This window comes from Nonomuraea guangzhouensis, from assembly GCF_019396345.1.
Classification (GTDB): Bacteria; Actinomycetota; Actinomycetes; order Streptosporangiales; family Streptosporangiaceae; genus Nonomuraea; species Nonomuraea guangzhouensis.
The window spans coordinates 1-13,183 of sequence record NZ_JAHKRM010000047.1 but is presented as its reverse complement, the minus strand read 5'-3'; the positions used below and the strand labels follow the sequence as shown (position 1 = coordinate 13,183).

The 13,183-nt window shown below is 70.0% G+C and carries 11 protein-coding genes, 1 pseudogene and 1 riboswitch; of the genes and pseudogenes, 5 read left to right on the top strand and 7 right to left on the bottom strand.

Going from position 1 to position 13,183, the window contains the following annotated elements:
- Positions 1-95: 95 nt before the first annotated feature.
- Positions 96-226, bottom strand: a riboswitch (FMN riboswitch).
- Between the two features lie 89 nt (positions 227-315).
- Positions 316-1,077, bottom strand: coding sequence for an oxygenase MpaB family protein (locus tag KME78_RS56730; protein ID WP_246654739.1), 762 nt, complete (start codon positions 1,075-1,077; stop codon positions 316-318).
- Positions 1,078-1,393: 316 nt separating this feature from the next.
- Here KME78_RS56730 and KME78_RS56725 point away from each other — a divergent pair, with 316 nt between their 5' ends.
- From KME78_RS56725 to KME78_RS56705, 5 genes are read left to right on the top strand one after another with little or no spacing between them, the layout of a single operon-like run.
- A complete protein-coding gene (locus tag KME78_RS56725) occupies positions 1,394-2,395 on the top strand; it encodes an ABC transporter permease (protein ID WP_219538379.1) in 1,002 nt (333 codons plus the stop codon).
- A gap of 9 nt (positions 2,396-2,404) precedes the next feature.
- Positions 2,405-4,192 (top strand): ABC transporter substrate-binding protein, encoded by a 1,788-nt coding sequence (locus tag KME78_RS56720; protein WP_219538378.1) that lies wholly within the window; start codon positions 2,405-2,407, stop codon positions 4,190-4,192.
- A gap of 53 nt (positions 4,193-4,245) precedes the next feature.
- Positions 4,246-5,226 (top strand): ABC transporter permease, encoded by a 981-nt coding sequence (locus KME78_RS56715; RefSeq protein ID WP_219538377.1) that lies wholly within the window; start codon positions 4,246-4,248, stop codon positions 5,224-5,226.
- Positions 5,226-6,239 (top strand): ABC transporter ATP-binding protein, encoded by a 1,014-nt coding sequence (locus tag KME78_RS56710; protein ID WP_219538376.1) that lies wholly within the window; start codon positions 5,226-5,228, stop codon positions 6,237-6,239. Before KME78_RS56715 ends, KME78_RS56710 begins: the two co-directional genes overlap by 1 nt.
- Positions 6,236-7,267: an ABC transporter ATP-binding protein gene (locus KME78_RS56705; protein WP_219538375.1), complete on the top strand. Its 1,032-nt coding sequence runs from the start codon at positions 6,236-6,238 to the stop codon at positions 7,265-7,267. Before KME78_RS56710 ends, KME78_RS56705 begins: the two co-directional genes overlap by 4 nt.
- 158 nt (positions 7,268-7,425) lie before the next feature.
- On the opposite strand, the gene rpe is transcribed toward KME78_RS56705, so the two are convergent.
- The 6 genes and pseudogenes from rpe to KME78_RS56675 all read right to left on the bottom strand — a co-directional run.
- The gene (gene rpe, locus KME78_RS56700) at positions 7,426-8,094 is read right to left on the bottom strand and encodes a ribulose-phosphate 3-epimerase (protein WP_219538374.1); all 669 of its coding nucleotides are present in this window, start codon (positions 8,092-8,094) and stop codon (positions 7,426-7,428) included.
- Between the two features lie 92 nt (positions 8,095-8,186).
- Positions 8,187-9,884, bottom strand: a complete 1,698-nt coding sequence (locus tag KME78_RS56695) for an RsmB/NOP family class I SAM-dependent RNA methyltransferase (protein ID WP_219538373.1) — start codon at positions 9,882-9,884, stop codon at positions 8,187-8,189.
- Between the two features lie 8 nt (positions 9,885-9,892).
- The gene (gene fmt / locus KME78_RS56690) at positions 9,893-10,822 is read right to left on the bottom strand and encodes a methionyl-tRNA formyltransferase (protein ID WP_219538372.1); all 930 of its coding nucleotides are present in this window, start codon (positions 10,820-10,822) and stop codon (positions 9,893-9,895) included.
- 2 nt (positions 10,823-10,824) lie between these two features.
- Positions 10,825-11,373: a peptide deformylase gene (gene def / locus KME78_RS56685; RefSeq protein WP_219538371.1), complete on the bottom strand. Its 549-nt coding sequence runs from the start codon at positions 11,371-11,373 to the stop codon at positions 10,825-10,827.
- Between the two features lie 26 nt (positions 11,374-11,399).
- Complete coding sequence (locus KME78_RS56680) at positions 11,400-12,737, bottom strand: hypothetical protein (RefSeq protein ID WP_219538370.1); 1,338 nt, start codon at positions 12,735-12,737, stop codon at positions 11,400-11,402.
- A 38-nt stretch (positions 12,738-12,775) separates the two neighbouring features.
- Positions 12,776-13,183: pseudogene (locus KME78_RS56675) on the bottom strand (hypothetical protein); the annotation flags it as partial.

Here is a 13,183-nt window from a genome sequence, read left to right as displayed (position 1 = left end):
CTCCTACTCGCCAGTAGCTCCAAGCCACGGCGGGCCCCGGGGGGTATGGCGGTGCGCGTACACACCACTGCGGCGCCCGGCTCGACACCGGACACCCGCGCGCTTCCTCCCATCCGGACTTTAACCGTCGGTCCCGGAATTTCACCGAGTCAACCGGCCGATGGCATCGGCCGGGTCGCGGACTGTCACCGCCGGTTCGGAATTTCACCGACCCCGGAGCACGCTAGCTCTCTTCTCACACCAGTCTGCCATGCCGGAAAAACCGCATGCGACCTACCCCCACTATGACAACCAAGCGCTCGCTTGGTCAACACATCAGGCGGCCATGAGGCGGCGGGCCAGCCGGGCGGCCGGGCTGTAGCGGACCTGCGCCGGGACCAGCCCCAGCCCGGTGTGCAGCGCCTTCAGCGTGGCCGTCGCCCACAGGTCGCCGACCGGCGTGGCCGGCAGGCCGTACAGCCTCCTCGCCCAGCGCGGGAGCGTCGCGAACGCCAGCAGCGTCACCCCCGGCACGACCGGCTTGAGCGGGGTGAGCAGCAGCGGGAGCGGCGCGTTGAGGGACAGGCGCAGCGGATGCGCCGCCTCGGGGACGAACCGCAGGCCGGGGCGCTCCCCCTCGATGTAGTCATGCAGCTCGCCCACCGTGCCGGGGACGGAGGCCGGGTCGAGGCCGACGACCTCGGCGGCCCGCCGCCATTCCGCCACGAACGTGTCCGCCTCGGCGTCCGTCAGCTTGACGCCGCCCCGGCGGGCCACCGACAGGTAGGAGTCGACCTCACCCGCGTGCACCCAGCGCAGCGCGTCCGGGTCGTCGAGGTGGAAGCGCTCGCCCGTGTCGGGATCACACGCGCTCAGCGTGGCGTGGATCTTGCGGACCCGGCGGCCGGCCCGCTCGACCTCCTCGCGCGTACCGTACGTGCGGACGCGGACGAATTCCGTCGTGCGCACGAAACGCGACCACGCCTCATTCGGATCCATCAGCGAGGAGTTCTGCAGGACACCGCGCATCGCCCTGGGGTGCAATCCCTGCATCAGCAGCGCACGGAACCCGCCTATCAGCAGAATCGGCTCGCCCATGACCCGCCATGTCACCGAGCGAGGCCCGAAGAGCCCGTGGTCCTCCATAAGTGGACAGTTACCCAGGTAAGCCGAAGTTCATGTCACGACAGCATCTTGTTTATGCCTTGATTCCGTGATTAAGCAGGCTTTACCTGTAGAGATCATGACATCTCACATAGACGCAGGTCAACGGGATAAATGGCACGACCGGGTCGACTTTGCACAACGAAATAGTGAAGCCTCCGGAAACCATTGCCCCAGGCGATCTCGCCTGCAAATGTGCCATATGGCCTAGTACTTCCAGTTCTGGCATGTTGCTTGGGGGCCCTGTTAGATGACCACACCGACGTCCACCGCATCAGAGATCGACGCGACGTCCGTGACCGAAGCACCGGAGGCCGTAGGCCGCTCGCCCGGCCAGCTCATGTGGCTGCGCTTCCGGCGGGACCGTACCGGGGTCATCTCGGCCGTGATCGTGATCTTCTTCTTCCTGGTCGCCATCCTCGCGCCGGTCATCTCCTTGGTGTACGGCAAGGACCCGTACACCCTGTACGGCCAGGACCGGCCCGGACTGCTCAACGACTTCGGGTACGCGCTGGCACCCAACGGCGGGATCAGCTCGGAGTTCTGGTTCGGCATCGAGCCCAACCTGGGCCGTGACGTGTTCATGCAGCTCGTCTACGGGATCAGGACCTCGCTGCTGATCGCGGTGGTGGCGACGATCCTCACGGCCGCCATCGGCGTCGTGGTCGGCATCGTCGCCGGGTACATGGGCGGCAAGACCGACTACTTCATCGGCCGGTTCATCGACCTGATGCTGTCGTTCCCGCAGGTCCTGTTCATCATCGCGTTCACGCCGGTGGTGGATCAGTTCCTGGTGCCGTCCAACGAGGAGACTCCGGTGTGGCTGCGGGCGGTCACGCTGACCATCCTGCTCACCGTCTTCGGCTGGGCGGGGCTGGCCAGGCTGCTGCGCGGCCAGGTGCTGTCGATGCGCGAGCGTGAGTTCGTGGAGGCGGCCAAGGTCACCGGCGCCTCCCCGGCCAGGATCGTGTTCAAGGAGTTGCTGCCCAACCTCTGGACCCCGATCCTCATCCAGTCGACGCTGCTGCTGCCCGCCCTGGTCACGGCCGAGGCGGGGCTGTCCTTCCTGGGGGTCGGGATGGGCGAGCAGGTGCCGGACTGGGGCCGGATGTTCCTGCGCGCCACGCAGGTGTACCAGAACGACATCACCTACCTCATCTTCCCCGGCGTCGCACTGCTGATCTTCGTCATCGCCTTCAACCTGCTCGGTGACTCGGTCCGCGACGCCTTCGACCCCAAGATCAAGCGCTAGAGGAGAGAAATGAATCACCGCAAACGGTCGGCTCTCGCGGTTCTCGCGTCGGCCTCGCTGGCGTTGGTCGGCGCCTGCGCGCCGGGAAACGCGGGCGCTCCGTCGAGCGCTCCCGCCAGCGCGGGCGCCTCGTCGGCGCCGGCGGCGGAGGCCTACAAGCCCCCGACGATCACCCTGGGCACCGCGGAGGACTCCAAGGGCCCCGCGATCCCGCCGGAGGGCGTGGTCAAGGGCGGCACGGTCACCATGATCGACCGGGACGACTTCCCCCACTTCGACCCGGCCCAGATCTACGTGAACACCGATGCCAACATGGGCCTGCTCCTCAACCGCGGCCTGACCGGTTACAAGCGGGTCGCCAAGGGCGACTACAAGCTGGTCGGCGACCTGGCCACGGACGCGGGCACGGCCTCCGACGGCGGCAAGACGTGGAAGTTCACCCTGAAGGACGGGGTGAAATGGCAGGACGGCAGCCCCATCACCTCCGCCGACGTGAAGTGGTCCGTGGAGCGGATGTTCGCGCCCTTCATCACGTTCGGCCCCCAGTACGTGCAGCAATGGCTCACCGACGTCGACTTCAAGAAGGCCTACCCCGGCCCGTACGGCGGCAAGGAACTCGACAACATCGAGACCCCTGACGACAAGACCGTCGTCTTCAAGTTCAAGGCCCCGCACGCCGACGCGAACTACGCCTTCGCCATGGCGGGCTACAACATCGTGCCCAAGGCCAAGGACACCAAGGAGAAGTACGACAAGCAGCCCGTCTCCTCCGGTCCGTACATCATCAAGTCGCACGTCGTCGACAAGTCGATGGAGCTGGCCCGCAACCCCAACTGGGACGCCGCCACCGACCCGATCCGCGGCGGCTACCCGGACGTGTGGAAGATGGAGTTCGGCCAGGAGGCCACCCAGGTGACCGACCGCCTGGTGGCCGACTCGGGGCCCGACCAGACGGCGTTCACGTTCTACGCCAACACCCCGCCGGAGCGGCTGCAGCAGGTGCTGAGCGACGCGAGCCTGGCCGATCGCCGGATGATCAGCCCTTCGCCGTACGGCAACTACTACTACTTCAACCTCGACCGGGTGAAGGACCAGAAGATCCGTCAGGCGATCAACTACGCCTGGCCGTCCAAGCAGATCCAGCAGGCCCTGGGCGGCCCGCAGTCGGTGGCGCTGCCGACGACGATCCTGAACGAGAACACCACGGTCGGCTACAAGCCGTACGACCTGTTCGGGAAGAAGGACAAGCCCGAGGGCGACATCGAGAAGGCCAAGCAGCTGCTGGCCGAGTCGAGCAACCCCCACCCGACCATCGTGTACGCCTACAACCAGATGCCCACCCAGGAACCGGTCACCCTGGTGATCAAGAACGCCCTGGAGAAGGCCGGGATCAAGGTCGTGGCCAAGCCGCTGGACCGTAAGACCTACTACGACTCGATCAGCCAGACGAAGAACGAGTTCGATCTGTACTGGGGCGGCTGGGGCGCCGACTGGCCGTCCGGCTCCACCGTGATGCCGGTCATCTTCGGCCCGGTCTCCGACGGCGGCCAGAACATGAGCCACCTGAACGACCCGACGGTCAACGCCGAGATGAAGAAGATCGAGGAGAACCCGGACATCGACGCGGCCAACGCGGCGTGGATGAACCTGGACAAGCAGATCCAGGAGACCATCACCCCGCTGGTCGTGGCCGAGAACCGGATCGCCACCATGCTGCACGGCTCCAAGGTGGGCGGCGCCGAGATCGATCCGCAGCAGTGGATCGTCTCGCCGAACACCATCTTCGTGAAGCAGTAGCACCGCTGCTCCGGGCGCCGTCACGGCGCCCGGAGCACTCTCTTGGAGATCTCGTGCTTCGATTCCTGACCCGCCGCGTCATCGGCGCCGCGGTCATCCTCGTGATCATCTCCGGGGTGACCTTCTTCTTGTTCTTCGTGATCCCCGCCGACCCGGCGCGGCTCGCGTGCGGCAAGGTCTGCCCGCCAACGACACTGGCGCAGGCCAAGCACAACCTGGGCCTGGACCAGCCGGTGGTGGTGCAGTTCGTGTCGTGGCTCGGGGGGATCTTCGTCGGCCGGGACTACCCGGGCCTCGGCCACTGCCCCGCGCCCTGCCTCGGCTACTCCTTCGTCAACCGGGCCCCGGTCTTCGAGACCATCATCGACCGGCTGCCCGTCACCATCGCGCTGACGGTCGGCGCCTCGGTGATCTTCCTGACGTTCGGTGTGGCCACCGGCATCATCGCCGCGCTGCGGCAGGGCAAGGCGCTCGACAAGGTCGCCAGTATCTCGTCGCTGGTCGGCGCCTCGATGCAGATCTACTTCGTCGGCACGCTGCTCATGTACTTCTTCGTCTACCAGGCGCACGTCTTCCCGCAGCCCAAGTACATCCCGATCACCGAGGACCCGGTCGGCTGGTTCGGCGGTCTGCTGCTGCCCTGGATCGTGCTGGCGATCATCTTCACCGCCAACTACACCAGGATGACCCGCTCCACGATGGTGGAGAACCTCAGCGAGGACTACGTCCGGACCGCCAGGGCCAAGGGCATGTCCGGCAGGAGCGTGGTGCTGCGCTTCGCCCTGCGCGGCACGCTGACCCCGATCGTCACCATCTTCGGCGTGGACCTGGGCACGCTCATCGGCGGCGCGATCATCACCGAGACCACGTTCGGGCTGCAGGGGATCGGCCGCCTGTCGGTCCGCGCGGTCGACTACTCCGACCTGCCCACCCTGATGGCCACCGTCCTGGTCGCGGCGGGTGCGATCGTGGCGATGAACATCGTCGTCGACGCCCTGTACGCCGTCATCGATCCCCGCGTGAGGCTGAGCTGATGTTCCTTGAGGTCAACGAGCTCACCGTCGACTTCCACACCGAGGACGGCGTGGTCCACGCGGTGGACCGGCTCTCGTTCCAGGTGGAGCGCGGGAGCACGCTCGGCATCGTGGGAGAGTCGGGCTCGGGCAAGTCGGTGACGAACCTGGCCGTGCTCGGCCTGCACAACCCGGAGACGGCGAAGATCTCCGGCAGCATCACCTTCGACGGCCAGGAGCTGATCGGCGCGTCCAGGTCCACGATGGAGAAGCTGCGTGGCGACCGGATCGCGATGATCTTCCAGGACCCGCTGACGTCGCTGTCGCCGTTCCACACGATCGGCGCGCAGATCGCCGAGGTGTACCGCAAGCACAAGGGCGTCTCGCGGTCGTCGGCGCGGGACCGGGCGATCGAGATGCTGGACCGGGTCGGCATCCCGCAGCCCAAGCTCCGCGTCGACGACTATCCGCACCAGTTCTCCGGGGGCATGCGCCAGCGCGCGATGATCGCCATGGCGCTGGTCTGCGACCCCGGACTGCTCATCGCCGACGAGCCGACCACGGCGCTCGACGTCACCGTACAGGCGCAGATCCTCGACCTGCTGAGCGAGCTGCAGGAGCAGTCGGGCACGGCGATCGTGCTGATCACCCACGACCTGGGCGTGGTGGCGAGCACCGCGCACAACGTGCTGGTCATGTACGCGGGACGGGCCGTGGAGCGGGGCACGATGCGGGAGGTGCTGCGTGAGCCGCGCCATCCGTACACCTGGGGGCTGCTGGGCTCCATGCCCAGCCTGCGGCGCCCGGTGGACCTGCCGCTGGCGCCGGTGCGCGGCACCCCGCCCAGCCTGATCAACCTGCCGTCCGGCTGCCCGTTCCACCCGCGCTGCGACTACGTGCGACTGCTGGGCGAACAGGTGTGCGCGGGCGAGCGGCCCGAGCTGTCGCCGGAACACGGCCACGGCGACGCCTGCTACCTGACGCTCAAGCAGAAGGCTGAGCTGCGCGACCGACCCGTTGAGGAGACGAAGTGACGGAGAAGCTGCTGGAGCTGTCCGGGGTGGTCAAGCACTTCCCCGTCAGAGGCGGCTTCCTGGTCAAGCACCAGGTCGGCGTGGTGCACGCGGTGGACGGCATCGACCTGACCGTACACGCGGGCGAGACGCTCGGCCTGGTCGGCGAGTCGGGCTGCGGCAAGTCGACGACCGGCCGGCTGGCGGCCCGGCTGCTGGAGCCGACCGGCGGCAGCATCACCTACGACGGCCGCGACATCACCCACGCGGGCCGCCGCGAGCTCAAGCCGATCAGGCCCGAGATCCAGATGGTCTTCCAGGATCCGTACTCGTCGCTGAACCCCCGGCACACCGTCGGCTCGATCATCCGCGGCCCGATGGACATCAACGACATCAACCCGCCCGGCGGCCGGGAGGCCCGGGCCAGGGAGCTGCTGGAGATCGTCGGCCTGAACCCTGAGCACTACAACCGCTTCCCGCACGAGTTCTCCGGCGGCCAGCGGCAGCGCATCGGTGTCGCCCGCGCGCTGGCCCTGGAGCCGCGGCTGATCATCGCCGACGAGCCGGTGTCCGCGCTGGACGTCTCGATCCAGGCACAGGTGATCAACCTGCTGCAGCAGTTGCAGCGGGACATGGGGATCGCGTTCCTGTTCATCGCGCACGACCTGGCGGTGGTCAGGCACTTCTCGCAGCGGGTCGCGGTCATGTACCTGGGGAAGATCGTCGAGATCGCGGACCGGGACTCGCTGTACGAGCGGCCGCGCCATCCGTACACGCACGCGCTGCTGTCGGCGGTGCCGGACGCGGACGTGGAGGGGCCGGCGCGGCAGCGCATCCGGCTGGCGGGGGACGTCCCGTCGCCGCTCAACCCGCCGTCGGGGTGCCGCTTCCGTACGCGGTGCTGGAAGGCGCAGGAGAAGTGCGCGGTGGAGGAGCCGCCGCTGGCGCGCCTGTCCGGCAACCACGAGGGCCACCTGACCGCCTGCCACTTCCCCGAGGCCCCGACCACCCAGGGCGAGGACGTGGTGCTCGATCCGGCGCTTGCCTGATCTGCCTGTTCGTACCGGCCCGCCGCACTCCCGCTGCGGGCCGGACGTCTTTCGCCAGCATTTCTCTAGTACGGCAAGCATGGGGAACCCGCCACCCGCCGACCGTGGCTGAGGACCTCCAGGAAGACGGCCTCTGACCGGATGGTGGCCAGGCGCCGTTACGCCCCGCCGGCAGCCCGTTCGGCCTGGGACCGGAGGGCGTCGACCGCTGCCGCCGGGTCGGAGGCGCCATAGACGGCGCTGCCCGCCACGAAGACGTCCGCGCCCGCCACCACGCAGCGTTCGATGGTGTCCGCGTCCACGCCGCCGTCCACCTGGAGCCAGATCTGGCCACCGTGCCGCTCGATCAGGTCGCGCGCCCGGCGGATCTTGGGCAGCACCATGTCGAGGAACTTCTGCCCTCCGAACCCCGGCTCGACCGTCATCAGGAGCAGCATGTCGATCTCACCCAGCAGGCCCTCGTAGGGCTCGATCGCCGTCGCCGGGTTGAGCGCGAGACCCGCCCTCGCGCCCAGCGAACGGATCTCGCGCAGCGTCCGCACCGGGGACTTCGCCGCCTCCGCGTGGATCGTGACGCTGCCCGCACCCGCCTCGGCGTAGGGCGGTGCCCAGCGATCGGGATCCTCGATCATGAGATGGCAGTCGAGCGGTGTCGAGGTCGCCTTGCGCAGCGACTCGACCACGGGCAGCCCGAGGGTCAGGTTGGGCACGAAGTGGTTGTCCATGACATCCACGTGCAGCCAGTCGGCGTTGGGAACGGCCGCGGCTTCGTCGGCGAGCCTGGCGAAGTCGGCGGCGAGGATGCTGGGAGAGATCTGTACGGCCATGATGCTGAGAGTCTATTGAACAGCGCCCACGCGAGTCGCCCGCGCCCCGATCTCGGGCCTGACGAACCTCACAGCTCTCTGATTGAGGCGCCTCAGAGCGGGCGCTTGCGCAGGAGGGCGAGGAACATCGCGTCGGTGCCGTGGCGGTGCGGCCAGAACTGGACGTGCGGACCGTCGCCCAGCCCGTCGATCTCCGGCAGATAGTCGCGCGCGTCGAGCTGCTCCACGTCACCGCGCCGACCGGCGACGTCACCGACGACGACCCGGGTCTCGGCGAGGTGCGGCGAGCAGGTGACATACGCGACGACCCCGCCGGGCCGTACGGCGTCGAGCGCCGCGTCGAGCAGACGCCGCTGCAGCCGGCCCAGCTCGGCGATGCCCGCGGGATCGCGACGCCACCGCGCCTCGGGGCGACGGCGCAACGCTCCCAGCCCGGTGCAGGGCGCGTCGAGCATGATCCGGTCGAACGCCCCCGGCCGCCAGGCGGGCTCGGTCCCGTCGGCGGTGACCACGGCGGCGTCCCGAGTGGTCTGCCAGACCAGCCGCGCCCGGTGATACTGCACATCGGCGGCCACCAACCGCGCCCCACCCGGATAGGCCACCGCCCGCCCACCGGAAGCGGCTGCGAAGGCCACCCGCCCCCCAGAGCCCACACCATCGCCGGCAGCGGGGATGGTGTCGGCGGCATCCCGGTCGTCGGAATCGGCGAAGCCGTGGCCGCCGGAGGCCGCGAGGTCGCCGTAGGTGGCGATGGCGTCGAGGAGGCCGGCCTTGCCGCCCGGCCCGGCGCACATGTCGAGCCACCGCTCGTCCCGGCCGTCGAGCGGCACGCGGGTCAGGGCGAGCGCCACCAGCTGGCTCGCCTCGTCCTGGACGGCGGCGCGGGTCTCGGCGACCGCCGGGATCCTGCCCGGGTCGCCTTCCGGCAGGTAGGCGGCGTACGGCGAGTAGCGGCCGGGGTCGGCGCCGCTGTCCGTCAGCTCCTCGACCGAGCTGCGGCCGGGCCTGGCGACCAGCGTCACCAGCGGCCGCTCGTTGTCGGCCGCGAGCAGGTCGGCCACCTCGCCGGCCCGCCCGCCCAGAGCGTCGCGGAACGCGCTCACGATCCATCGCGGATGGCTGTAGGCGACGGAGAGGTGCCCGGCCGGGTCGCGGGCCTCGTCGGGGGCCACGATCGGGATCCACTCTTCGATGGTCCGCGAGCCGATCTTGCGCAGCACGGCGTTGACGAACTTGGCGGCACCCGCCCCGATGCGCAGCCGTACGAGATCGACCGTGGTGCCGACGGCGGCGTGCGGGGGGACGCGCATCTTGAGCAGCTGGTGGGCGCCGAGCCGCAGGGCGTCGCGCACGTCGGGATCGGGCGCCCGGTCGACGCACATCTCGATGATCGCGTCGTAGGTCCCGAGCCCGCGCAGCGTCCCGTAGGCCAGCTCGGTCGCCAGCGCCGCGTCACGCCCCTTCACGCCGCGCTCGCGCAGCAGGCGCGGCATCAGCAGGTTGGCGTACGAGTCGCGCTCGTCGACGGCCCGCATGACGTCGAAGGCGGCATTGCGCGCCTGATCACGCGCCGGCCCCCGCGACCGGCCACGCGCCTGGCCACCGCCACGACCCCCGCCCTGACCGGCTCGGCCACCACCGTGACCGGCCGAGCCACCCTGGCCGCCCCGAGCACCGCCTTGACCGGCCGGGCCGCCGCCCTGACCACCCCGAGCACTGCCCTGACCGCCTCTGCCGCCGCCCTGCCCCGCCGGAGTTCCCTCGTTGCGGCGGCGTGGGCCCTGTCCCATGTCGTTTCTCACTCGAACCTGTCGTCGCTCTCAGGACGCACACCGCGCGCCCACTCCCCCGCGCTCATCAGCCGCTTCCCCTGCGGCTGGAGCTCGCCCAGCTCAACCGGATGGGTGGCGGTGCCGACCAGCACGGTGTTCTTGGCCACGGCGATCGCACCGGGGGCGAGCGGCTCGGCCGAGGGGACGACCCGGATCGGGCCGAGCTTCAGCCGGTGGCCGCGGAACTCGCTCCAGGCGCCCGGGTTGGGTGTGCAGGCGCGGATGAGGCGGTCGACGCGCATGGCGGGCGCGGACCAGTCGACCCGGGCGTCGGTCACGTTGATCTTGGGTGCGATGCTGACCCCGTCGGCAAGCTGAGGACGCGCCTCCAGCTTGCCGTCGGCCACCCCGTCGAGCGTGGCCGACAGCAGCTCGGCGCCCGAGAACGACAGCCGTTCGAGCAGGGTGCCGCTGGTGTCGTCGGGCCGGATCTGCTCCGTGACCACGCCGTAGACGTCGCCGGCGTCGAGCGCCTTGACGATCTGGAACGTCGAGGCGCCGGTGATCTCGTCACCGTGCAGGATCGCGTGCTGGACGGGCGCGGCGCCCCGCCAGGCGGGCAGGATCGAGAAGTGCAGGTTGATCCAGCCGAGCCGCGGCACGTCGAGCGCGGACTGCGGCAGCAGCGCCCCGTAAGCGACCACGGGGCAGCAGTCGGGCTCCAGCCCGCGCAGCCGGTCGAGGAACTCGGGGTCGCCGGCCTTGGCCGGGCGCAGCACCTCGATGCCCGCCTCCTCGGCCAGCTCGGCGACCGGCGACGGGTGCACCTTGCGACCGCGCCCCGACTGGGCGTCGGGCCGGGTGACGACCGCGACCACCTCGTGCCGCGGCGAGTCGATCAGTGTGCGCAGTGACGGCAGCGCCGTCTCGGGCGTGCCCGCGAAGACCAGGCGCATCGTCAGAGTGCCCTCCCGCCCGTGATGTGCGGGGAGAACTTGACCGCGGGAACGGACAGGCCGCTCCACTCCGCCTCGCGGACGGCCTTCATCGCCAGCTTGCGCTGCTTGGGGTCCATCCGGTCAATGAACAGGATGCCGTCGAGGTGGTCGGTCTCGTGCTGGAAGCAGCGGGCCATCAGGTCCGTGCCCTCCAGCGTGACCGGCTCGCCGTACATGTCGAAGCCCTTGGCGACGGCGCGGATGGCCCGCGGCGTCGGGAACGACAGGCCCGGGAAGGACAGGCAGCCCTCCTCGCCCTCCTCGTCGATGTCGGCGGAGAGGTCGAGATCAGGGTTGATCAGGTGGCCGAGCTGCTCATCGACGTAATAGGTGAACACCCGCAGCCCGACGCCGATCTGCGGGGCCGCCAGCCCGGCGCCGGGGGCGTCCATCATCGTGTCGGTGAGGTCTTTGACCAGCTTGCGGAGCTCCTTGTCGAAGTCGACGACCGGCGCCGCCGCGGTGGTCAGCACCGGGTCTCCGAACAGGCGGATCGACTGGATCGCCAAAGGGGTCACTCCGTTTCGTCAGTGGGTCAGCCCAGTTTAGTGTGCGCCAGCGATCGGGCTTTCATCGCGGCTTTGCGGGCTGCCTTGACGACGGCCTTGTCGTCGTGCGCGGTGGCGAGCATGTCGAGCACCGCGATCGTGTCGGGGTGGCCGACGGCGGGCATCTCGGTGACGAGCCGGATGAGGTCCTCGCCCGGCTCGGGCGGGTCCAGGCGGCCCGCGGCGGGGGCGGACAGGTGCATGAGGGCGGCCAGCGAGTCGACGGCGATCCAGGTGTGGTCGTCGGTGCTGAGCGTGGGGGCCTCGAGGTCGCGGATGTGCAGCCAGGAGGCGGCGTAGCGGCGCATCAGCGGCAGGCCGAGCGCCTCGCGGACGGGGGCCTCGGCCTCGGGCCCCAGCTCCTCCAGGATGGCGCCGACGGCGCCGCGCTGCCCCGCCGTGCCCTCCGCCGCGATCTCGATGAGGTCGTGCGCGGCCTGCGCGGGCGGACGGCGCTCCAGCCAGCCGGCCACGGCGCTCTGCGTGGCGGAGCCCTTGACGAGGGCCTCGACGAGCTCGGCGGCGGACAGGTCGGCGAACACCTCCACCTCGGCCGTCGTCGGCGCGTCGTGCCCCTCGCGCAGCAGGTCCCTGCGGATGGCCCAGACACCGAGCGGGGTGAGCGCGGTGCGCCCGGCCGCGGTCTGCTCGACCAGGCCGCAGTAGGCCAGCAGCGACAGCGCGTCGAGCAGCTCGGCGGGCAGCGAGGCGGCGAGCCTGCGCATCTCGACGGCGCCCGGCTCGCAGGCGACCTCGTGCGACTGCAGGATGCCCCTGGCGAGGTTGGCGATCGCGACGCCGGAACGTACGGAGTAGACAGTGGCCAGCATCTCGGCCAGGTGCTCGTCGACGACGGCCGAGCCGGTCAGCCCGTCGTCGGCGCGGTCGAGCACGTCCATGACCACGCCGTCCCAGAACTCCAGCGTGGCCTCGGGCGTGAGCCGGGCCGGCAGCGGCCCGCGCGAAGCCCGGCCGCCGGCGATCTGGAGCAGCCCGGTGTTGACGGCGACGATCCAGACGAGCCGCAGCCGGGCGGCGTCGATGCCGAGCTCGGCGGCGGCGGTGCGGGCGTCGGCCTCGTTCGGCAGCCCTTCCGGGGTGACCTCGCGGGTGCCGGTCCAGCTCATGAGCCGGATCGCGTCGGCGACGAGCGGCACCGTGGGGACGATCTCGGCCAGCTCGGCGTCGGCGGCCAGCAGGACGGGCGGGAAGGTCAGCGCCTCTTGCTCCACCTCGGGGGTCTCCTCAGGTGGCCGTGGGGGCACGGCGGCCTGCTCATCGATCAGCTTCCGCAGCTCGGCGAGGTCGAAGACATTGTTTGCCACCCCACGAAACTTACTGCACACGAGTCACATGAACGTACTCAACGGATGGCTCGGGAGCGCGCTTTGAAGGCGGCCTTGCGCGCGGCCTTGGCCACCGTGCCGTCGGGCAGCGAGCGTCCGAGCAGCTCCAGCACATCGACGACGTCCGGGTGGTCCACCCGCCACATCTCGTCGATGAGGTGGGCGGGCGGGCCGGAGGCGGCGATGTTCTCGGCGAAGATCTCGGGGTCCTCTTCGGCCGCGGGCAGCGCCAGGGCCAGCATGTCGATGCTGACCCACAGCAGCTCCTCCTGGCTGAGCTGCGGGGCGGCCAGCCCTCTGGCGGTCAGCCAGTGGATGGCGTGCGGGCGCAGCTCCTGGTCCTCCAGGCAGGCGCGTACCTCGGGCTCCGCCTCGGCGCCGAGGCGGTCGACGATGGTCACCGCCAGGCCGCGCGCCACGGCGGG

Bases quoted from the DNA above. Each gene is read 5' to 3' on its own strand.
- KME78_RS56730 (WP_246654739.1), bottom strand. From the start codon at position 1,077: ATGGGCGAGCCGATTCTGCTGATAGGCGGGTTCCGTGCGCTGCTGATG.
- KME78_RS56725 (WP_219538379.1), top strand. From the start codon at position 1,394: ATGACCACACCGACGTCCACCGCATCAGAGATCGACGCGACGTCCGTG.
- KME78_RS56720 (WP_219538378.1), top strand. From the start codon at position 2,405: ATGAATCACCGCAAACGGTCGGCTCTCGCGGTTCTCGCGTCGGCCTCG.
- KME78_RS56710 (WP_219538376.1), top strand. From the start codon at position 5,226: ATGTTCCTTGAGGTCAACGAGCTCACCGTCGACTTCCACACCGAGGAC.
- rpe (WP_219538374.1), bottom strand. From the start codon at position 8,094: ATGGCCGTACAGATCTCTCCCAGCATCCTCGCCGCCGACTTCGCCAGG.
- KME78_RS56695 (WP_219538373.1), bottom strand. From the start codon at position 9,884: ATGGGACAGGGCCCACGCCGCCGCAACGAGGGAACTCCGGCGGGGCAG.
- fmt (WP_219538372.1), bottom strand. From the start codon at position 10,822: ATGCGCCTGGTCTTCGCGGGCACGCCCGAGACGGCGCTGCCGTCACTG.